The following is a 20,507-nucleotide window of genomic DNA, read 5'->3' as shown; positions in this document are numbered from 1 at the left end:
CGAGCGGTCTCGCTCACCCTGAAGAGTCGCTGGCCGCTCTATATGCTCTCGATGCTCATCGCCAACGTCTTCGGTGCGGTGCTCGTGTTCGCCTTCGTGCGATACGGCCTGCCCATCCCCGAATCGCAATCGATCGTCGCCGACCGCGTCCGCAACGTGTACATCTTCGGGGCGTACCTACTGGTGGCCTTGGTCGTCAGCCTGATCTACGCGTACTTCCTCCTGCGTTCGGTGATCCGGTGGCAGCTCCGCGGTGGCCCACCCACCCGCAAGGAGCAGATGACGACGCTGCACGCGCCGTTGCGTCAGGCCATCGTGCACCTCATTCTCTGGATCATCGGCGGCATCATCTTCGTGCTGTTGACCATCGCGGAGATGCCGTCGTTGTCCATCGCCGTCATCGTCACCGTCGGTATGGCGGCCACCGTGACGTTCGGATTCACCTACATGCTCGGCGAGCGCATCCTGCGACCGGTCGCGGCACTGGCGTTGAGCGAGGGCAGATTCGACCGCACGATGACCCCCGGCGTCGGTACTCGCATGGCGATGACCTGGGGCCTGGGCACCTTGATGCCCGTCATCGGCATCATTCTGCTGTGCGCCACGCAGCTGACCACCGATCTGGTGTTCTCCCCCAACGCGCTCGCCGTGGCCATCATCCTGCTCAGCGTGCTGGCCATCGTGCAGGCATTCGTACTCTCGATGCTCACCGCGAGCCAGATCTCCGACCCGATCAGTCAGCTGCGCAGCGCCATCGAGCGAGTTCAGCGCGGCGAGACCGATGTCGAGGTCGACGTGTTCGACGGTTCCGAGATCGGACGCCTACAGGTGGGCTTCAACCGAATGATGGAGGAATCGGCCGAACGACGCGTCCTGCGAGAGTTGTTCGGCCAGCACGTCGGTGAGGACGTGGCGCGTCGGGCATTGCAGTTCGGAACCGAGCTCGGCGGCGAGACACGATTCGTCGCAGTGCTGTTCGTCGACATGGTCGGCTCCACCGCCACCGCCTCCGAGCGCCCACCGAGCGAGGTCGTGGTGTTGCTCAACGAGTTCTTCCGGGTGGTCGTCGACGTCGTCGGGCGTCATCACGGGTTCGTCAACAAATTCATGGGCGACGCGGCCCTCGCAATCTTTGGTGCCCCACTGGATCGTCCCGACGCGCCGACCGCCGCGCTCGCCGCCGCGCGTGAACTGCGATTCGCGTTGGACGAGATCACCGGCCTCGACATCGGCATCGGCGTATCGGCAGGATTGGCCGTCGCAGGCAACATCGGTGCGTCGGAGCGCTTCGAATACACGGTCATCGGAGACCCGGTCAACGAGGCGTCCAGGCTCACCGAGCTGGCAAAACTGCGTCCCGGACGCGTCCTGGCGTCGACCTCGGCCCTGTACTTCGCTGACGACGAGGAACAGGAACAGTGGGAGCTGGGAGACCAGGTACAACTGCGTGGTCGACGACGTGCCACCCATCTGGCCTGGCCGGTGGAGTATCCCGACTCCTCTTCCAGCGACGGTTAGTCTGACAGGGTGCCCGACCCCAGCTCCACCAGCGGACCCGCAGTACGGCGTCCGCGCAACCGACTCCGGTGGGTCAAGTGGATCGCCGGAATCGCTCTGGTGGCCCTGCTGGTGGGCGAGGCGATCTACCTCTGGCCGCGGCTGCACGAATCCTGGACCGCCGTCCGCGAAATCCACTGGGGTTGGCTGGCGGCCTGCGTCTTCGCCCAGGCCGTGTCGCTGAGTGCATTCGGCCGAGTGCAGAAGCAACTGCTCGACGCAGGCGGCGTGAAGGTCCGCCAACGCAAGTCCGTGTCCGTCATCTACGGCAGCACCGCAATGGCGCTCACCCTCCCCGCAGGCCAGGTGTTCTCCACCGCGTTCACCTACCGCGAGACACGCCGCTGGGGTGCGAGCCCGGTCGTCGCGTCCTGGCAACTGGCCATCTCGGGCGTGATCGCCGCTGCAGGTCTTGCCGTCCTCGGCGTGGCAGGCGGACTGGTGGTCGGAAGTTCGTTCAACACCTTCACCCTGGTTCTGCCGATCGCCGGTGTCGTCGCGATCGTCGTCGCCGTCCGCTACATCTCGAACCATCCGCAGTCGATCAAGAACATCGCACGCTGGGGACTGCGTCGATACAACGCGTTCCGCAACCACGAGCTCGACGCCGGTGCCGAGGGCATCGACAAGATCATCGGTCAGATCCAGTCCGTCCAGCTCGGCAAACGCGACGGCGCGCTCACTCTGTCGTGGTCCGCCGTGCATCGACTCGGCGACGTCGCATGCCTGGCGTTCGCCTGCTTCGCCGTCGGCGCAGATCCCCGGTTGTCGGGATTGCTGATCGCATTCGCCGCGGGCAAGGCCGTGGGATCGGTTCCGCTCGCACCCGGCGGCCTGGTGGTGGTCGACGCGACCCTCATCGCGTTCCTCACCAGCGCTGCCTCGATCAGCGCATCGCAAGCCGTGGCCTCCGCCCTGGTGTATCGCGGCGTCAGTTTCATCCTCGTCGCCATCGTCGGGTGGATCGTGTTCCTCGTGCTGTTCCGGGGGCATCAGCACGCCGATCTGGAATTCGACATCGCGCTCGAGCAGCAGGAGACCGCCGAGCTGCGGCGCACCGAGGGCATCCGCGACACCAAGGGCGATCCGGAAACCGCCTAGCCACTCCCCACACGGTATGGCGTCCGTCACTTTCTGTTCACCCGGAATATATACGGACCCCGGTCCGCTTGTGTACTATGAGTTTGAACCTTCAACCCAACTAGGAGTCCTCATGACCACCGCCATCGCACTTCCCGAGCTCACCGCAGGCACCTGGGCCATCGACGCAACCCACTCCACCGTCGGATTCACCGTCCGCCACCTTGTCGTCAGCAAGGTCCGTGGCCGCTTCCAGAACTTCAGCGGCACCATTACCGTCGACGCCGACGGCACCCCGTCCGTCGACGCCGAGATCGACGTCGCGTCCATCACCACCGACAACGCGCAGCGCGACGGCCACCTCAAGACCGCCGACTTCTTCGAGGTCGAGAAGTTCCCCACCGCGACGTTCAAGTCCACCTCGGTCAAGGCCGACGGCGGAGACTTCGTCGTCACCGGCGACTTCACCCTCCACGGCGTCACCAACTCCATCGACCTGAAGCTCGAGTTCAACGGCGTGAACGCCGGCATGGGCAACGGACCGGTCGCCGGCTTCGAGGCCAGCACCGTCATCAACCGCAAGGACTTCGGCATCAGCATCGACATGCCCCTCGAGGGTGGCGGCGCTGTCGTCGGCGACAAGATCACGCTGAACCTCGAAATCGAAGCGGGCCTGCAGGCGTAATCCCGCCCCGCATCACCCCTCCCCCGCCGGATCAATGCGACTTCGTTGCAGTCCAACTGACTGAAACCCACATTGATCCGCCCTGGGTGGACCCGCGAAAGGCCCGCATCGCAATCGTCGGTGCGGGTCTTTCGCCGTCGGTGTCTACAGTGGTGCGCGTGAAGTTTCGTTCTCCTGTAGTTGCCGGCATCCTCGATCTGGCCATGGTCCTGCTGTTCGCCGCGATCGGTCGGCGCAGTCACGCCGAGGCCACCGCACTGTCCGGCCTGTTCCACACCGCCTGGCCGTTCGTTCTCGGTGCCGCCATCGGCTGGGTCGTCGCGTTTGCGCTGTACCGCAACAAGTTCGACGCTTTTCTCATCGTTCCGACGGGCATCGTCGTGTGGGTGATGACGGTTGTCGTGGGCATGGTGCTGCGTGCACTGACCGGGCAGGGAACAGCCGGGTCGTTCATCGTCGTGGCAACGCTGGCCACGGCAGTTCTGCTACTGGGTTGGCGTGCACTGGCGAAATTCGTGCCGAGCGTTCGTTGACTCCGAGTTCGTCGGGAACAGCCTCGACGCGATAGGATGATCCACGGTGCGCCGGGAAGTCTGGTCGGCAACAACTCTGTGCTGCGTACCCACTGCCTGATATTCGGTCGGTTCGCAGCTCGACGAAGCTACCGAAAGGCGTTCTCTCCGTGACAGATTCATCAACCCCGAAAACGCGATTGCCGCTGTTCTCCCGGGGCTCCTGGTCCGAGGCAGATCGCGTCGCACAGATCCTCCGCAAGGAGACCGTCGGTGGCGCACTGCTCCTCGTCGCCACCCTCATCGCCTTGGTCTGGGCCAACTCACCGTGGTCCGCTGCCTACGACTCGTTGATGAGCACCCGCGTCGGTCCGTCGGCGCTGCATCTCGATCTGACGCTCTCGACATGGGCCGCCGACGGACTGTTGGCCATCTTCTTCTTCGTCGTCGGACTCGAACTGAAGCGAGAATTCGTCGCGGGCGATCTCCGCGATCCCGCACGTGCCGCACTACCGGTGGCCGCGGCGATCGGCGGAATGGCAGTTCCGGCAGTCATTTTCGTGCTGATCAACCTCGGCACCGGAGACGGCGCCCTGCTCGGTTGGGCAATCCCCACCGCGACCGACATCGCGTTCGCCGTTGCCGTGCTCGCCGTGATCAGCACCCACCTGCCGACCGCACTGCGTACCTTCCTACTGACGTTGGCTGTGGTCGACGACCTCCTGGCCGTCAGTGTCATCGCCATCTTCTACACCGACGACATCAACTTCATCGCGCTCGGCCTGACACTGATTCCGCTCGCCCTGTTCGCGGTGGCCGTACAGATGCGCGTCCGCTCGTGGTGGATTCTCATCCCGCTGGCGGTCGTGACCTGGGTACTCATGCACGAGTCCGGCGTTCACGCCACCGTCGCGGGCGTGCTGCTCGGCTTCGCTGTCCCGGTGATGCGCAGCAAGGCCAACGGTGGCCCCGAAGCAGGCCCCGGCCTCGCCGAGCACTTCGAGCACAAGATCCGGCCGATCTCGGCGGGCATCGCGGTTCCCCTGTTCGCATTCTGTGCGGCCGGTGTGACCGTAGGCGGATTCTCCGGACTGGCCAGCGCGCTGACCGATCCGATCGCCATCGGCATCATCGCCGGCCTCGTCATCGGTAAGGCCATCGGCATCTTCGGCACCACCTACCTCGTATCCCGTTTCACCCGGGCGACGTTGGACGCCGGACTGAAATGGCTCGACGTCCTGGGCGTCTCGATGCTCGCGGGTATCGGATTCACCGTCTCGCTGCTGATCGGCGACCTTGCCTTCGGCGAAGGAACCGAGCGCGACGACCACGTCAAGGTCGGCGTCCTCACCGGCTCGATCATCGCGGCATCGTTGGCCGCCATCATCCTGCGCAGCCGCAACAAGGCCTACCGCGACATCCACACCGAAGAGACCCGCGACGACGACCACGACGGCATCCCGGACGTGTATCAAAAGTAGCGAGCGCTGGAATCCGGACTGCTGCGGTGACACGATGAGTCCGTGAGCGAGACCGTACGCGAACTGTTGACCCGGCATATCGACGCTGGACTGATGCCGGGGGCAACAGCGCTCCTGGGTGGCCCCGATGCGGAACCCGTCGCGGTCGGGTCATCGGCGGTCGGCGGTCCACCGATGGCGGTCGACGCACTGGTCCGGATTCAGTCGATGACCAAGATCGTCACCGGTGTGGCCGCCCTGCGGCTCGTGGAGGCGGGCCGGCTGACGCTCGACGACGACGTCGTGCCCTGGCTTCACGAACTCGCCGGTCGCCCCGTGCTCACCCGCCCCGACGCTGCACTCGACGACACCGTTCCGCAGGACCGGCCGATCACGTTGCGGCACTTGCTCACCAACACCAGTGGGTACGGAATTCAGACGGGAGACACCCCGCTGGCCCGGGCGATGAGAGCCAACGACACGGAAGCCGGCCCCGCGCCGTCTCCGCTCGGCGCGGACGAGTGGTTGGCCCGCATGGCGGATCTTCCGCTGGCTTTTCAGCCCGGTTCCGGGTGGCGCTACCACCACGGCTTCGCGATCCTCGGCATCCTCGTCTCTCGTATCGTCGGCCGGTCTCTGCAGGATCACCTCCGCGACGACCTGTTCGGGCCACTCGACATGCCCGACACCGGACTGTGGGTACCCACCGACCGATGCCATCGCCTGACGGCGGCCTACCGGTACGAGGACGGGTCGTTGATCGAGACCGAACCCGCCGCGGGCGGACCCTATGCGGGACCGCCCCCAGTCGACGTGAGTCACGGTGAGCTGGTGTCGACCGTGACCGATTTTCATCGCTTTCTCCGTGCTGTCCCGACGTCCGTGTCGACCGAGCACCTGGAGCTGATGACACACGACCAGGTGCCCGCGTCGATCAAGACCGACGGGAGTTTCTACCCGGGCTTCTGGCCGGGTACGGGGTGGGGATTCGGCGTCTCGGTCGTCACCGAAGGAGAGCACCTCGGCCGTTACGGATGGTCCGGCGGGCAGGGCACCGACTTCTTCGTCGACCCGGACGGGACGGTCGGCATCCTGCTGACGCAGACCGAATTGTGCGAGGCCACCTTCGCGCTGCTGTCGGAGTTCCAGGAACTGCGCTGACAGGATCGACGCCGAGTCGGGTGCAGCACCTACAGTTGTCGCCGTGATCGACAATCGGTTCCTGGCATGACGAATCCGCCATCGCTCAGCCGTCGACTCGGGCTGTTCGACGCCATCGCCATCGGTGTCGGTTCGATGGTCGGAGCCGGGGTGTTCGCCGCGTTCGCCCCCGCATCGGCCGTCGCGGGCACGGGTCTGCTGATCGGTCTCGGCATCGCCGCGGTCGTCGCGTTCTGCAACGCAACATCGTCGGCGCAGCTCGCCGCGCAGTATCCGACATCGGGCGGAACGTACATCTACGGCCGAGTGCGGCTCGGCGAGTGGCCCGGCTTCCTGGCGGGGTGGAGCTTCGTCATAGGCAAGACCGCCAGTTCCGCAGCCATGGCGCTGGTGTTCGCGGCCTACGTCGCACCTGCCGGGTACACGAAAGTCGTTGCTGTTCTGGCCATCGTTGCGTTGACGGCAGTGAACTACTTCGGGATCACCCGTACGGCCGTGCTGACGAAGATTCTGGTCGCCGCCGTGCTCACCGTGCTCGTCGTGGGTGTCGTCCTGGGACTGACGGGCTCGATCGAGCCGAACGTCGCCGGGCTCGGCTCGTTCACCGACAGTGGATGGTACGGAATTCTGCAGTCGGCCGGTCTGTTGTTCTTCGCCTTCGCCGGCTACGCGCGCATCGCCACCCTGGGTGAAGAGGTCGTCCGGCCCGAGCGCACCATTCCGCGCGCCATCGTCTCCGCCCTGGGTATCGCACTACTGGTCTATGCGGTGATTGCACTTACCCTGTTGTCGGTACTGGGCCCCGACTCACTCGCGTCGTCGTCGGCTCCTCTGGTCGATCTGGTTGTGGCATCGGGACATTCGTGGGCGTCACCGCTGATGCGCATCGGCGCAGCGCTGGCCGCGCTGGGTGCCCTCCTCGCGCTGATCGCAGGCATCGGCCGCACGTCGCTGGCAATGGCCCGCCACGACGACCTGCCGTCGTACTTGACCGCGGTGCATCCGCGCTATTCGGTTCCGCATCGTGCCGAAATCACTCTGGCAGTGATCGTCTGCGTCCTCGTTCTCGTCGTCGATCTGCGGAACGCCATCAGCTTCTCGTCGTTCGGGGTGTTGCTGTACTACCTGGTCGCGAACCTGAGCGCTTATACCCAGGACCCCGAGAACCGGCGGTACCCGAAGGTTCTGCAGATCGTCGGCAGTATCGGATGCGTCGTCCTGATTGCCACGCTGCCCGCCACCTCCATCGCCGTCGGAACCGTCGTGGTCGTGCTCGGTGTCGCCTACCGGCTGATCCGCGTTCGGCGACTGTTCACTTGACGGCTGGTTCGATGAACGTCAATATAGACGCATGTCGAACCAAGACCGGTCGTTCGTCGACGGCGAGTGCTGCTCGCCGCTGATCCACGAACCCCTGACCGAGGATTGGGCCGGAGATCTGGCCCGGATGTTCAAGGCACTGGGAGATCCAGTCCGCCTGCGTCTGCTCAGCCTCGTTGCCAGCCATGCAGGCGGCGAAGCGTGTGTCTGCGATATCTCCCCCACATTCGACTTGTCGCAGCCCACCATCTCCCATCACCTCAAGGTGTTGCGCGAGGCGGGGCTGCTCGACTGCGAACGACGCGGCACCTGGGTCTACTACTCGGTCGTTCCCGCTGCGCTGCAGCAACTGTCGGCAGTGCTGAACGCTGCAGAGTCAACGGAGGTCATGGTATGAGTACGACGACCGATACTGCCGTAGTCGGCAAGCTCTCCACCCTCGACCGGTTCCTGCCCGTATGGATCGGTGTGGCCATGGTCGTCGGCCTGATCCTCGGACGCATGATCCCCGGGCTGAACGACGCATTGTCGTCCATCTCCATCGACGGCGTGTCGCTCCCGATCGCCATCGGCCTGCTGATCATGATGTACCCGGTGCTGGCCAAGGTGCGCTACGACCGCCTCGACACCGTCACCGGAGACAAGCGCCTGCTGATCGGGTCGCTGGTCCTCAACTGGATCCTCGGCCCGGCCCTGATGTTCGCTCTCGCATGGCTTTTCCTGCCGGATCTGCCCGAGTACCGCACCGGGCTCATCATCGTCGGACTCGCGCGCTGCATCGCGATGGTCATCATCTGGAACGACCTCGCCTGCGGCGACCGAGAGGCCGCCGCGGTTCTGGTGGCGATCAACTCGGTGTTCCAGGTCTTCATGTTCGCGATCCTCGGATGGTTCTACCTCTCCGTCCTTCCCGGCTGGCTCGGGTTGGAACAGACGACCATCGAAGCCTCGCCCTGGCAGATCGCGAAATCGGTGCTCATCTTCCTCGGAATCCCGCTGATTGCGGGATTCGCCTCGCGCTTCTTCGGTGAACGCGCCAAGGGCCGCGAGTGGTACGAGGAGAAGTTCATCCCCAGGATCGCCCCGTGGGCGCTCTACGGCCTGCTGTTCACCATCGTCATTCTCTTTGCGCTGCAGGGTGATCAGATCACGTCGCAGCCGTTCGACGTGGTGCGTATCGCGCTGCCTCTGCTGGTGTACTTCGCGGTGATGTGGGGCGGCGGCTACGCCCTCGGTGCCGCGATGGGTCTGGGCTACGAGCGCACCACCACCCTCGCGTTCACCGCTGCAGGCAACAATTTCGAGCTCGCCATCGCCGTCGCGATCGCGACCTACGGCGCGACATCCGGGCAGGCACTCGCCGGAGTCGTCGGGCCACTCATCGAGGTGCCGGTACTGGTCGGCCTCGTCTACGTCTCGCTCGCACTGCGTAAACGCTTCGCCCCCAGTACGTCCGCGACCACAGTGACAAAGGAGTCCTGATGTCCGACACACCCAGTGTTCTGTTCGTCTGCGTCCACAACGCCGGTCGATCTCAGATGGCCGCCGGATTTCTGTCCCACCTCGCCGGCGATACCGTCGAAGTGCGGTCTGCCGGTAGCGCACCCGCAGAGACCATCAATTCCGCGGCGGTCGAGGCCATGGCCGAGGTCGGCATCGACATCTCGTCGCAGTCTCCGAAGATCCTCACTCCCGAGGCCGTCGAGACATCCGACGTCGTCATCACCATGGGTTGCGGCGACGCCTGCCCGGTGTTCCCCGGAGTGAGTTACCGCGATTGGGCACTGGCCGATCCGGCAGGCAAAGGCGTCGAGGCGGTGCGGCCGATTCGCGACGAGATCAGAGGCCGAATCGAGGACCTGATCGCCGAACTGGTTCCAGCGAAGCAGGGTTCGGCGTCATGACGACACCCAGCGTGTTGTTCGTCTGCGTCAAGAACGGCGGCAAGTCTCAGATGGCCGCCGGTCTGATGCGCAAGGCGGCGGGCGATTCGGTGGAGGTGCACTCGGCCGGAACGAAACCGGGTGGCGCCGTCAACGCGCTGTCGGCCGAGTCTCTTCTCGAAGTCGGCGTCGACCTGTCGGGCGAAGCACCCAAGCCGATCGATCCCGATCTGCTCGCCCGTATGGACTACGTCGTCACCCTCGGTGGCGAGGCACACGTGGAACCAGTGGACGGTCCGACGTTCGAGAACTGGAACACCGACGAGCCGTCCGAGCGCGGTATCGACGGCATCGAACGCATGCGTCTGGTCCGCGACGATATTGCCGCTCGCGTCGAGGAACTCGCATCTCGCATGCGCGGCACCGACGCTTGACTCGAATGAAGTACGACGTGGTGGTGATCGGCGGCGGTCAGGCAGGACTGGCCGCCGGCTACTACCTGCGGCGAGCCGGGCTCGATTTCGTCGTTCTCGACGACCAGACGCATGCCGGAGGGTCCTGGCAGGACTACTGGCCGTCGCTGCACCTGTTCTCACCGGCGGAGTACTCGAGACTTCCCGGCTGGCCGATGCCACCGTGGCACAACGGTTTCCCACCCGCGTCTCATGTGGTCGACTACTTGCGAGCGTACGAGAAGAAGTACGAACTGCCGGTGCACCGGCCCGTCCGGGTGACGGCCGTGCATCGGGTCCCGGGCGGCTACCGAGTCGACACCGATGGTGAGTCGTACACCGCCACAGCAGTCGTAAACGCGACGGGAACATGGTCTCGGCCCTTCTGGCCGAGCTACCCGGGCATGCGTGAATTCGGTGGGACCCAACTGCATGCCGCCGACTACCGCACACCGGATCGATTCGTGGGCAAGCGAGTAGGAATCGTCGGGGGCGGAAACTCGGCTGCTCAGATACTTGCCGAGATCTCCACCGTCGCCGACACCTACTGGTACACCAGCCGCGAGCCGAAATTCCTGCCCGACGACGTCGATGGGCGCGTGCTGTTCGATGTCGCCAGCGACCGGGCCCGAGCGCTGGCAGCGGGTGACACCGATACCGGCGGGGTCGCAGGCTTGGGCGACATCGTGATGGTCCCGCCGGTGAAGGAGGCCAGGGATCGCGGAGTCCTGCAGGCCCGGCCGATGTTCACGGCGATCACAACCGACGGCGTGACGGACGGGCACACGACGGAGAAACTGGATGCGATCGTCTGGTGCACCGGCTTTCGGCCCGCACTGCGGCATCTGCAGCCGCTGCACCTGCACACCGACGGACCTCGGATCACGTTGGAAGACAATCACATTCACGGCGAGTCGACCCTGATGTTCCTGGGGTACGGCGACTGGACCGGACCGGCATCGGCAACGCTCATCGGCGTCGGCCGTACTGCACGCGCAGCAGTGAACACTCTCGCTCGACGAGGAAAGGTAGATCAGTCATGAACGAATACCCCGTAGTAGTGATCGGCGCAGGACCCATCGGTCTCGCCGCCGCAGCACATCTCACCGAAACCGGCTCTGCCGTGGTCGTTCTCGAACGCGGACCGTCCGCGGGCGCGGCAGTGTCCGAATGGAACCACGTGCGGTTGTTCTCCCCGTGGTCCGAGGTCGTGGATCCCGCTGCCGCACGGTTGCTCGAGCCGACCGGCTGGACTGCACCGGACGGCGACACCTACGCCACCGGGCGCGAATGGGTGGAGCGGTACCTCGCGCCCCTCGCCGCTGTCCTCGGTGACGCTGTTCGAGTCGACTCCGAAGTGGTCGGTGTAGCCCGCCGCGGACGCGACCGCGTCGTCGACGCCGGCCGCGACACCGAGCCGCTGTCCGTGCACATCCGACACTCCGACGGCAGCGAGGAACGTGTTCTCGCCCGCGCGGTCGTCGACGCGTCGGGCACCTGGGGATCGCCCAATCCACTGGGTAGCGAAGGGCTTGCGGCCATCGGCGAGAAGTTCTCCGCCGACAGAATCGACTACCGGGTCCCCGATCTGACCGATCCGGCGATTCGCGCCCAGTTCGCGGGCAAGCACACGGTCATCGCAGGCAGCGGCCACTCCGCCCTGACCGCCATCATCACCTTCGCCGAACTCGCTGCAGAAGAACCGGGAACGACGCTCACCTGGGCCGTGCGCCGAGGCGTCACCGCAGACGTGTTCGGCGGCGGCGAAGCCGACGAACTCGCCGCCCGCGGCGCGCTGGGGCAACGCGCCAAGAAAGCCGTCGACGACGGCTTCCTCACCGTGCAATCCGGATTCCGCACCGAAACCGTTGCGGTCGAGGGTGATCGGATGACCCTCGTCGGCGATACCGGCGCTCGCATCGGAAATGTCGATCGCGTGGTCGCGCTCACCGGCTTCCGGCCGGATCTGTCGTGGCTGTCCGAGGTTCGCCTCGATCTCGATCCCACCCTGCAGGCACCCAAGTTCGTCGCCGAATTGGTGGACCCCAACATGCATTCGTGCGGATCGGTGTCACCGCACGGAGTCGAAGAACTCACCCAACCCGAGCCCGGCTTCTACCTGGTGGGGATGAAGAGCTACGGCCGCGCGCCGACGTTCCTCGCGATGACCGGATACGAGCAGGTTCGCAGCATTGCAGCCGAACTCGCCGGCGACCACGAGGGCGCACGGAAGGTCGAGCTGACGCTGCCCGACACCGGCGTCTGCGGCGGCGCGGGCCTGTTCGACGAGCCCGACGCCCCGTCGAGCGGCGGTTGCTGCGGTGCCCCTGCTGCGCCGGAGTTGATCACTCTCGGCGCACCGTCGCGTGACTGACTCTGCGGCAGTGGATTCGGCGTTGCCCCTGGAAATTTCGCACCCGGGGCGACGCCGAATCCTGTCGGTTCTGTGCGTCACGGAGATCACCAGTTGGGGAATTCTGTACTACGCCTTCCCCGTTCTGTCGCCTGCGATCTCCGCGGATACCGGATGGTCGACGACGTCGATCGTGGCCGCGTTCTCGATCAGCCAGTTCGTTGCAGCATTGGTCGGAGTTCCCGTCGGTCGCATCCTGGACCGCCGCGGACCGCGCTGGGTGATGAGCGCAGGGTCGATTCTCGCGATACCCGCGCTGGTTCTCATCGCGACGTCCCCGACACTTCCGCTGTTCTTTCTCGGATGGTTCGTGGCCGGTATCGCCATGGGGGCGGTGCTGTATCCCCCTGCCTTCGCGGCACTGACACGGTGGTGGGGCACCGACCGCGTCCGAGCCCTGATGATCCTCACTCTGGCCGCGGGACTGGCCAGTACGGTCTTCGCTCCGCTGACCGCGATCCTGTCGAGCCACTCCGATTGGCGTCGAACGTATCTCGTACTCGCAGTCGTCCTACTGGTCGTCACCGTTCCCGCGCACTCGATCGGGTTGCGCGGACAGTGGCCGTCGACGGGTGAGTCCGCGCACGCGCGAGCAGTACCTACTGCTGCACAGACCGTCCGTAGTCGTCCGTTCGTCATGCTCACCGCAGCCATGAGCGTCACCGGCTTCGTCGCGTTCGCCGGAATCTTCAATCTGGTTCCGCTGCTGATCGAACACGGTGCCGATACCGCCCTCGCGGCAACGGCTCTCGGTCTCGGCGGAGCCGGGCAGGTGCTCGGCCGCATCGGTTACCTTCCGTTGCAACGCTTCGCCGGTACCCGAACCAGGACCGTAGGGATCATCGCCGCAACTGCCCTGTCGACCATCCTGCTCGGCGTCGCCAGCTCGGTCGTGGCGCTGATTGCCGTCGCGATCGGTGCCGGACTCGCGCGCGGACTGTTCACACTCGTCCAGGCCACCGCCATCACCGATCGCTGGGGTCCGAGCCAGTACGGGCATCTGAGCGGCATCATGTCTGCGCCGATCGTCATCGCGATGGCCTCGGCCCCCTGGGCCGGTGCCGTGCTCGCCGAATGGACCGGAAGCTACTCGGGTGCGTACGTGATTCTCGGCTTGCTGGCGCTGACCGCCGTCGGGCTGGCTGCGCTGAGCATGCCGACCACCGTCCGTCAGCCGAAGGCCTGATACCCCAGCCACCCGGCGAGACCGAGCCCCAGAATCCCGACGCCGACGCGCAGGATGATCGGCGAGATCACCTTGACCGTCGGTGGCCCGCAGGCACCGCCGACGAAACATCCGATGGCCAGCGCAAGCGCCGCCCACCAGTGCACCTGACCGAAGAACGAAAAGATGATCGCCGCAATCAGATTGGCGATGCCCAGGAAGAAGCTCTTCAGAACGCTTGCGCGCCAGAAGGTATCCGAAGTGCAGATCAACGCCAACGCCAGGAAGATGACGCCTGCCCCGGCCCCGAAGTAGCCGCCGTAGATCGCCACGGCGAACAGGGCCAGCGGATAGAGCGTCGGAAACTCTCTGCCGCCGGACAGCTTTCGAATACTCGGCTGCAGCAGGAGCGCAATGGCTGCCATCGCCACCAGGAACGGTACGACCACCTCGAACGAACCGTCCGGCGTATTGAGCAACAGAACTGCACCGGTGGTACCGCCGAGAGCCGAGTAGATCGCGTACCGAACCAGCTGCTTTCCGTCCTTGGCGAGCTCGGCCGAGGAACTCGCCGTCGCCCCGACACCGGCCGCGACCAATGCGACCGTGTTCGTCACGTTCGCAGACACCGCAGGCAGACCCACCGCAAGCAACGCAGGGTAGGAGACCAGCGATGCGAGCCCGGTGACGAACCCGATGAGCCCGGCGAAGAACCCGGCCACCACCAGGAGTCCGAAATCGAGCACAGTCACCGAATAAAACTACCGTGCCTAACGATCGACCCACATCCCTGGTCATTTCGCAGGCTCCACTCCTGCCCTACTCGACGGGGTTCGCCATCTCCTGCAGCAACCGGCTCGTCATGCGCACTGCCTGATCCCCGCCGTCCGCGTCCTCGATGTAGACCGCAAACGCGACATCACCACTGGTGGCGAGCACGAAGCGATCGTCGCCACTTTCCCCGGCGAATCCCTGCACCCCGTCGAACGTGTCGAGACCGCTACTGCGTGACGAGTCGGCAAGGATGTCGCGCAACCGATTTGCCGCATCCGACCCGAGTGCCTGGGACTCACGATTGGCGACCGCGGTCTGGCCGGCGACGATCGTCGGAGTCGGAGCGCTGCCCCGTGAGATCGCGGCCGCCATCTGTGCGAGACCGAACGGAGTCACCGTCGCCTCGTCACCGGAGGCGGTCGACACGGCCCTGATGCCGTCGATCGCGCTGCGACTGTCGGCGGGAGTTCCGGTGTAGGCGTCGAGGCCGGGCATCGAGTAGCTGATACCGAGACCCAGTGCCGCAGCTGCATCCTCGGCGCTGTCGTCACCGCGATCGGACTGTGCCGCCGCGACCAACTCCGACGCGGTGCCGGCCGGGTAGGAGCCCCCGAACACCACGTCGCCCTGCTCGTTCGCGTAACTGTTCTGTGCCGCAGCGAGAATCGCACCGGTCGAGGTGGACAGAGCGACGATCGACGCCGACGACCCCGCCATGACCACCGCATTCTCGGCGGCGAGTTGAACACGCGGATCGAGCGTTGCGTGCAGGTCAGGACCACCAGGACCCTGGAAACCGACACGGCGCTCACCGACTCCGTCGACGGTGTAGGTGTCGACGGCCCAGCCTGCGGTGGCGTCGCGTCCTTCCTGCCATGCGCTTCGCAACGAGTCGAGCACGGGTGAGGTGATCCGACGGTCGTCGACGATCAGCTTGGGTTGCGGAGAAACCACCACACCCGGCACGGCGCGCAGGTCGTCTTCGAGGACGGCGAAATCGTCGTCACGCAGGGTCACTGCGGTGATCGGTGCACCGCCGGACGAGTTCAACTCGGCCAGCATCGATTCGGAGGTGATGAGCGGTGCGACGACATCGATGACGTCTGCGAGTTGCGCGGTGGACGCCGCCGGATCGCTCGTCTGCGCAGGGTCGAGGGAGATGGCGTTGATGGTTCGCTCGCTCATCAGCACGTTGCTCGCGGCGTCGAAGATCAGCGGCGGGGCAGCGTCGGTCCGGGTGTATCGAACCGATCCGCCCGAGGTGAGGTCCGGAACGAGAGTGGCCGGGTCCCACGCGATGCGCCAACCGACGCTGAGCTTCTTGGTCGAGCCCTGAGCGCTGTACTTCCAGTCCTTGCCCTCACCGAAATTCCACGCCGACGCGAGAGTGAAGTAGCCACTCTCTTCGGAGAGGTCCATGTACTGGGTCAGGTCGAAATCCCCGGTGGACGTGCCGTCGGCCGACAAGCCGTCGAACATCTGGTTCAGCGCGGCCGTCGCGGCGTTCGGATAAGTCGTCATCGCGGCAGCGGCAGCGACGTCTCGGTTGTCCAGGGCGTCGACGAATTTGGAGACCAGCACCTCGGCCTCGCTCGGTGGGCGATCGACCATCCAGAACGCTGCCGAGACCGTCAACGTCGCCGATGCCGCAACGGCGACGAAGTAGCGACCGCGGACCTTGCGCGGGCCACGACGGGCACGACTCATAGAACTCATGAGTCACAATATTCACTGTAGTCACACGAGTAACAAGCACGGGATTCATACGAGCCGGTCACGATTGGGATACGCCGTGGTCGGTTCCGGACCTGGACTAGCGCAGAAAACGACCCGCAGCCTCGATGGCCGGGGTCGAACTGCCTGCGTCGTTCACGAACACCGCGAACGCGAGATCACCGGAGATACCGACGAACCAGCCGTGCGCTCCCTCGTTGTTCGCACCGAATTCGGCGGTGCCGGTCTTGCCGAGCAACCCGGGGATGTCGTTCAGCGCCGTGGCCGTGCCGCCGGTGATCGTCTCGCGCATCATGGCTTTGATCTGCTCGGTGACCTGGGGGTTCACCGCTGCCGGCTGCATGTTTCCCACTCCCGGCCCACTGGGGACCACCGTCGGTGGGAGCAATCCGTTGTTCGCGATCGACGACGCGACCAGCGCCATTCCGAACGGCGACGCGGTCACCTGCCCCTGGCCGATGGCGGATTCGACCCGCTGCGCCGGGGTGTCGGCGGACGGCACCGAACCGGTGACGGTCGTCAGACCGGGGGTGACGTAGTCGACGCCGAGGCCGTACTGCGCTGCCGCGTCGGTCAGCCCGTTCGGTGGGAGTGCCACGCCCAGGCGGCCCATCGTCGTGTTGCAGGACCTGGCGAAAGCGGTGTGCAGCGGCACGTTGCCGAGATCGAAGTTGTCGTCGTTCGGGATCTGCCGACCCTCGATGTTCTCGGTCGCCGGGCACGGCAGCACGGTATCGGGGGTGACTGCACCGGACTGCAGTGCAGCCGAGGTGGTCACCGTCTTGAAGGTCGACCCCGGCGGGTACAGACCGGTGAGGGCGATCGGACCCTCGGCGTCCGCGGCGGCGTTCTGCGCCACGGCGAGAACCGCACCCGTCGACGGCCGAAGCGCCACGATGGCCGCCTGCTGCGGCAGCGACGAGAGAGCATTCTCGGCTTTGAGCTGCAGTGCCGAATCCAGGGTGGTCGCGATGTCGTCTCCCGTTGCGGCGTCGCGGCCGGCAAGCGGGGTGATGGAGCCGTCCGCGGCAACGGCCTGCACAGCCCATCCACGATTGGCGGCCTGCTCCTGCTCCCACAGCGTCGTCAGGTCGTTGAGGACCGGCGAAACGAGATTCCGGTCGGTGGCGAGCAGCCGCGTCTGCGGAGCCAGGGTGACCCCGGGGACGGCCGCGAGCTGAGCACCGATGGGGTCGATATCGGACTGACGAAGGGTGACGATCGTCGCTGAGTTACCTTGCGCGCCGGCAACAGTCGCTGCCACCGATTCGGCCGTGACACCCGGAACAACGGAGCCGACGAGATTCGCGACCGCTGCCGGATCGGCCGTCGCATCGGCGTTGACGAGGTTCACCACCTGCTGCGACATCAACTCGACGCCGTTGCCGTCGAAGATGCGCGGTGCGACGAGCGCATCGGTGGGAGTGAAACGCACCGACGAGTCGGCGGTCAGGCCCGGAACCAACATCGCCGGATCCCAGGTGATCTTCCAGCCCTGCTCGGTCTCGGCCGCTGTCGCAGAGGTGGTGTAGTTCCACTCCTTCGGTTCGCCGTCGGGTTCGGCGGTGCCGTCGGTGGTCGTCGAGAAGCGCCAGCCGGCATTCAACGTGAACGTGCCCGCATCCTCGTTGGCGTCGACGGCCTCGAAATCGGGAGTGGCCGTCACTGTTCCGCCGGCCGACAACCCGTCGTACAGCTCGGTGAGCGCTGCCGTCGCGCCTGCCGGGTCGGTGGTCAACGCGGCGGCCTGATCGATGTTCGAGCTGTTCACCGCCTCCGCGAACTGCTCGGCGACAGTCTGCGGCTGATCCGGCCCACTCTGCCCGCAGGCGGCGAGAACCAGTGCCAGGACGGACACGATCGCGGCCAGAGTCGTCGGTCTTCTCGAAGTGCGCACGAGGTCGATCATGCCCCAGCGCATCCGCGAAACACCGATGGCACGATCTCGAAATGAGGTGTAATTATGTAATCAGTCTTACAACACCCACCGAGGAGTCCCCATGAAACCCAACGGACGCTCGTTCGGTCGCCCCGGCGGCTGGCAGCACGCAGACATTCCGGATGCCACCGATGCAGCCGATTGGTTCGGTGGCCGACTCCCGGACACCTGGTTCGACGGTGCCGCCTCGGTCGAGGTCGACCGAGAGGAAATCGTCGTCGTCGGAACATTGCCCGTGGAGCAGGACAGTTCATCCGCAGCCACCGAGGGCCGCATCGCGCGATTCCGTGAAACCACCCGGGGCGACCGCATGCAGATCGCTGACGAGGCGGAGAAGCGATACGGCCGCAAGGTCGCGTGGGGTGTTCGGACCGGATCCGAGGTGGTCCTGTTCACCCACCTCGCCGTCCCGGTCATGACACGCCTGCGTCAGCCCGAGCGTCGCGTCCTGGACACTCTCGTCGACGCCGGCGTCGCCCGCTCCCGGGCCGACGCTCTGGCCTGGGCCGTGAAACTCGTCGGCGAGCACACCCAGGAGTGGCTCGACGAACTGCGGGGCGCCATGACGACGGTCGACGAACTACGCAAGAGGGGCCCGTCGGTCTAATTCGCTTGCGTGCCCTTCGGGTTCGGGGCTAAGGTGGTCTTCGCCTTGTCGCCCACAGATTCGGAGAGGCCATTGCTCTTCCAAAGGTTCTAGACGCCTGCAGATCCATCGCACGCACACCTTTGGAGCATCCATGCCTCATTCATCCTCCCTCTCTGTCTCGAATCTGACGTTTGCCTGGCCCGACGGGGACTCCGTGTTCGACGCCATGTCGGCCGTCTTCCCAAGCGGCACAACAGGTCTGATCGGTTCCAACGGTGCCGGCAAGTCGACCCTGCTGAGATTGTTCGTCGGGGAGTTGACGCCGCAGCGCGGTTCGATCTCGATTCCCGGCGTGTTGGGCCATCTACGCCAGGACGTCACACTTGACCCCGATCTATCCGTGGATCGGGTGCTGGCCATCGAGTCGGTGCGAAAAGCATTGCATCGCATAGAATCCGGCTCCTCCACCGAGGACGACTTCGCAATCGTCGGATCGGCGTGGGACGTCGAGGAACGCGCTCTGGCACTGCTGAACAAACTCGGCCTCGGCAGCATCGTCGGCTCTGTGGGCGACCTGGATCGCCGCGTCGGCACCCTGTCGGGCGGCGAGACGACGCTGCTGGCACTCACCGCACAATTGCTCGCCCAACCCGACGTACTGCTACTGGACGAGCCGACCAACAATCTCGATCAGGTTGCGCGAGAACGGTTGTACACGGCAGTCGACGGCTACCCGGGTGTGCTGATCGTGTGCACTCACGACCTCGAGTTGCTCGAACGCGTGGAGACCATCGCCGAGGTGCGAGCAGAGCGCAGCGGAGTGTCGCGGCTGCGCATGTTCGGCGGCAACTACCAGCACTACCGCTCGGTCGTCGACGCGGAACAGCAGGCGGCACGGGCAACGATCCGCGATGCGAAGAACGATGTCCGCAAGCAGGAACGCGAATTGATCGACACCCGAATCAAACTCGACCGACGCCTGCGCTTCGGCAAGAAGATGGAAGAACAGAAGCGCGTGCCGCCGATCCTCGCGGGCCGACGCAAGCGGGCGGCCCAGGAATCGGCAGGCAAACTCCACGGAACCCACAGCGACCGCGTCGACGACGCCCGATCGTCCCTGTCGGCCGCCGAGGATCTCCTGCGCGACGACCGCGAAATACGCGTCGACCTCCCGGCGACGAAAGTCCACGCGGGACAGGTGGTTCTTGCGCACGAGGACCTGCGCATCGTGGGCCCTGAGCGCATCGCACTGATCGGACCGAACGGCAGCGGCAAGACCACGCTGCTGCGGGCCCTGGACGCCACCGGGGCAGAGGTGCCGTGGAAGTATCTGCCGCAGCGACTCGACGTCTTCGACGAATCCCGCACCGTCGCCGAGAACATTGCCGACGTCGCTCCGCACGCCACGGCCGAACAGATCCGCGGCCAACTCGCCCGCTTCCTGTTCCGCGGATCCGACGCCGACGCCGTCGTCGCCACCCTCTCCGGTGGCGAACGACTGCGGGCCGCACTGGCCCGAATACTGCTGGCCGAGCCTGCTCCGAAACTACTGATCCTCGACGAGCCAACCAACAACCTCGACATCACCAGTCGACAGCACCTCATCGACGCGCTCGACACATTCGAAGGTGCACTGATCATCGCCAGCCACGATCGACCGTTCCTCGACGCCATCGGACCCACCCACACCGTCGACCTCACCCCGACCGGGACTGTCTGAATAACGGTTGATCCGGTCCTTGGTTCGACACGCCGAGCTCAGCTTGGTGGGAAGGATCGACGA

Annotated in this window: 19 protein-coding genes; 16 read left to right on the top strand and 3 right to left on the bottom strand. The window is 65.5% G+C overall.

All coding sequences use genetic code 11. The features are described from left to right. Positions 1–42 precede the first annotated feature (42 nt). From R4P47_RS12780 to R4P47_RS12715, 14 genes are all read left to right on the top strand, one after another. The gene (locus R4P47_RS12780) at positions 43–1,518 is read left to right on the top strand and encodes an adenylate/guanylate cyclase domain-containing protein (protein ID WP_317784988.1); all 1,476 of its coding nucleotides are present in this window, start codon (positions 43–45) and stop codon (positions 1,516–1,518) included. A 9-nt stretch (positions 1,519–1,527) separates the two neighbouring features. Further along, a complete protein-coding gene (locus R4P47_RS12775; protein ID WP_317784941.1) occupies positions 1,528–2,658 on the top strand; it encodes a YbhN family protein in 1,131 nt (376 codons plus the stop codon). Between the two features lie 112 nt (positions 2,659–2,770). Next, positions 2,771–3,322: a YceI family protein gene (locus tag R4P47_RS12770; protein WP_068049052.1), complete on the top strand. Its 552-nt coding sequence runs from the start codon at positions 2,771–2,773 to the stop codon at positions 3,320–3,322. 203 nt (positions 3,323–3,525) lie between these two features. Continuing rightward, positions 3,526–3,855: a DUF3054 domain-containing protein gene (locus R4P47_RS12765; protein WP_256989420.1), complete on the top strand. Its 330-nt coding sequence runs from the start codon at positions 3,526–3,528 to the stop codon at positions 3,853–3,855. 149 nt (positions 3,856–4,004) lie between these two features. After that, positions 4,005–5,315, top strand: coding sequence for a Na+/H+ antiporter NhaA (gene nhaA / locus R4P47_RS12760; RefSeq protein WP_269594473.1), 1,311 nt, complete (start codon positions 4,005–4,007; stop codon positions 5,313–5,315). A 42-nt stretch (positions 5,316–5,357) separates the two neighbouring features. Further along, positions 5,358–6,455: a serine hydrolase domain-containing protein gene (locus tag R4P47_RS12755; RefSeq protein WP_317784940.1), complete on the top strand. Its 1,098-nt coding sequence runs from the start codon at positions 5,358–5,360 to the stop codon at positions 6,453–6,455. A 66-nt stretch (positions 6,456–6,521) separates the two neighbouring features. Beyond that, positions 6,522–7,775 (top strand): APC family permease, encoded by a 1,254-nt coding sequence (locus R4P47_RS12750; protein ID WP_269594471.1) that lies wholly within the window; start codon positions 6,522–6,524, stop codon positions 7,773–7,775. Between the two features lie 31 nt (positions 7,776–7,806). Next, complete coding sequence (locus R4P47_RS12745) at positions 7,807–8,172, top strand: metalloregulator ArsR/SmtB family transcription factor (protein WP_317784939.1); 366 nt, start codon at positions 7,807–7,809, stop codon at positions 8,170–8,172. Beyond that, a complete protein-coding gene (arsB, locus tag R4P47_RS12740) occupies positions 8,169–9,257 on the top strand; it encodes an ACR3 family arsenite efflux transporter (RefSeq protein ID WP_269594469.1) in 1,089 nt (362 codons plus the stop codon). The genes R4P47_RS12745 and arsB overlap by 4 nt, the downstream gene beginning before the upstream one ends. Beyond that, positions 9,257–9,679 (top strand): arsenate reductase ArsC, encoded by a 423-nt coding sequence (locus tag R4P47_RS12735; protein ID WP_149406960.1) that lies wholly within the window; start codon positions 9,257–9,259, stop codon positions 9,677–9,679. The genes arsB and R4P47_RS12735 overlap by 1 nt, the downstream gene beginning before the upstream one ends. Further along, a complete protein-coding gene (locus R4P47_RS12730; protein WP_317784938.1) occupies positions 9,676–10,092 on the top strand; it encodes a low molecular weight phosphatase family protein in 417 nt (138 codons plus the stop codon). Before R4P47_RS12735 ends, R4P47_RS12730 begins: the two co-directional genes overlap by 4 nt. A 5-nt stretch (positions 10,093–10,097) precedes the next feature. Then, positions 10,098–11,153, top strand: coding sequence for an ArsO family NAD(P)H-dependent flavin-containing monooxygenase (locus tag R4P47_RS12725; protein WP_317784937.1), 1,056 nt, complete (start codon positions 10,098–10,100; stop codon positions 11,151–11,153). Further along, positions 11,150–12,484 (top strand): FAD-dependent oxidoreductase, encoded by a 1,335-nt coding sequence (locus R4P47_RS12720; protein WP_317784936.1) that lies wholly within the window; start codon positions 11,150–11,152, stop codon positions 12,482–12,484. The genes R4P47_RS12725 and R4P47_RS12720 overlap by 4 nt, the downstream gene beginning before the upstream one ends. Next, complete coding sequence (locus R4P47_RS12715) at positions 12,477–13,709, top strand: MFS transporter (RefSeq protein WP_269594465.1); 1,233 nt, start codon at positions 12,477–12,479, stop codon at positions 13,707–13,709. The genes R4P47_RS12720 and R4P47_RS12715 overlap by 8 nt, the downstream gene beginning before the upstream one ends. On the opposite strand, the gene R4P47_RS12710 is transcribed toward R4P47_RS12715, so the two are convergent. The 3 genes from R4P47_RS12710 to R4P47_RS12700 all read right to left on the bottom strand — a co-directional run bounded on the left by R4P47_RS12710 (position 13,694) and on the right by R4P47_RS12700 (position 18,105). Then, a complete protein-coding gene (locus R4P47_RS12710) occupies positions 13,694–14,440 on the bottom strand; it encodes a sulfite exporter TauE/SafE family protein (RefSeq protein WP_068049019.1) in 747 nt (248 codons plus the stop codon). The two genes, R4P47_RS12715 and R4P47_RS12710, sit on opposite strands and share 16 nt — an antisense overlap. A gap of 67 nt (positions 14,441–14,507) precedes the next feature. Beyond that, positions 14,508–16,169 (bottom strand): NTF2-like N-terminal transpeptidase domain-containing protein, encoded by a 1,662-nt coding sequence (locus R4P47_RS12705; protein WP_269594576.1) that lies wholly within the window; start codon positions 16,167–16,169, stop codon positions 14,508–14,510. Positions 16,170–16,275: 106 nt separating this feature from the next. After that, positions 16,276–18,105 carry a penicillin-binding transpeptidase domain-containing protein gene (locus R4P47_RS12700; RefSeq protein WP_269594464.1) on the bottom strand — a complete coding sequence of 610 codons (1,830 nt, stop codon included), beginning with the start codon at positions 18,103–18,105 and terminating at the stop codon, positions 16,276–16,278. Between the two features lie 91 nt (positions 18,106–18,196). Between R4P47_RS12700 and R4P47_RS12695 the strand changes: the two genes are divergently transcribed. Both R4P47_RS12695 and R4P47_RS12690 read left to right on the top strand, forming a co-directional pair. After that, positions 18,197–18,742: a hypothetical protein gene (locus R4P47_RS12695; RefSeq protein WP_269594463.1), complete on the top strand. Its 546-nt coding sequence runs from the start codon at positions 18,197–18,199 to the stop codon at positions 18,740–18,742. Between the two features lie 133 nt (positions 18,743–18,875). After that, positions 18,876–20,444: an ABC-F family ATP-binding cassette domain-containing protein gene (locus tag R4P47_RS12690; RefSeq protein WP_269594462.1), complete on the top strand. Its 1,569-nt coding sequence runs from the start codon at positions 18,876–18,878 to the stop codon at positions 20,442–20,444. The last annotated feature ends 63 nt before the right edge of the window (positions 20,445–20,507 follow it).

It is taken from the genome of Rhodococcus sp. IEGM 1370 (genome assembly GCF_033142325.1).
Lineage (GTDB): Bacteria > Actinomycetota > Actinomycetes > Mycobacteriales > Mycobacteriaceae > Rhodococcoides.
This window is presented reverse-complemented; position numbering and strand designations above follow the sequence as displayed.

Bases quoted from the DNA above. Each gene is read 5' to 3' on its own strand.
- R4P47_RS12780 (WP_317784988.1), top strand. From the start codon at position 43: ATGCTCTCGATGCTCATCGCCAACGTCTTCGGTGCGGTGCTCGTGTTC.
- R4P47_RS12770 (WP_068049052.1), top strand. From the start codon at position 2,771: ATGACCACCGCCATCGCACTTCCCGAGCTCACCGCAGGCACCTGGGCC.
- R4P47_RS12765 (WP_256989420.1), top strand. From the start codon at position 3,526: ATGGTCCTGCTGTTCGCCGCGATCGGTCGGCGCAGTCACGCCGAGGCC.
- R4P47_RS12750 (WP_269594471.1), top strand. From the start codon at position 6,522: ATGACGAATCCGCCATCGCTCAGCCGTCGACTCGGGCTGTTCGACGCC.
- R4P47_RS12745 (WP_317784939.1), top strand. From the start codon at position 7,807: ATGTCGAACCAAGACCGGTCGTTCGTCGACGGCGAGTGCTGCTCGCCG.
- arsB (WP_269594469.1), top strand. From the start codon at position 8,169: ATGAGTACGACGACCGATACTGCCGTAGTCGGCAAGCTCTCCACCCTC.
- R4P47_RS12735 (WP_149406960.1), top strand. From the start codon at position 9,257: ATGTCCGACACACCCAGTGTTCTGTTCGTCTGCGTCCACAACGCCGGT.
- R4P47_RS12730 (WP_317784938.1), top strand. From the start codon at position 9,676: ATGACGACACCCAGCGTGTTGTTCGTCTGCGTCAAGAACGGCGGCAAG.
- R4P47_RS12725 (WP_317784937.1), top strand. From the start codon at position 10,098: ATGAAGTACGACGTGGTGGTGATCGGCGGCGGTCAGGCAGGACTGGCC.
- R4P47_RS12720 (WP_317784936.1), top strand. From the start codon at position 11,150: ATGAACGAATACCCCGTAGTAGTGATCGGCGCAGGACCCATCGGTCTC.
- R4P47_RS12705 (WP_269594576.1), bottom strand. From the start codon at position 16,169: ATGAGTCGTGCCCGTCGTGGCCCGCGCAAGGTCCGCGGTCGCTACTTC.
- R4P47_RS12700 (WP_269594464.1), bottom strand. From the start codon at position 18,105: ATGATCGACCTCGTGCGCACTTCGAGAAGACCGACGACTCTGGCCGCG.
- R4P47_RS12695 (WP_269594463.1), top strand. From the start codon at position 18,197: ATGAAACCCAACGGACGCTCGTTCGGTCGCCCCGGCGGCTGGCAGCAC.
- R4P47_RS12690 (WP_269594462.1), top strand. From the start codon at position 18,876: ATGCCTCATTCATCCTCCCTCTCTGTCTCGAATCTGACGTTTGCCTGG.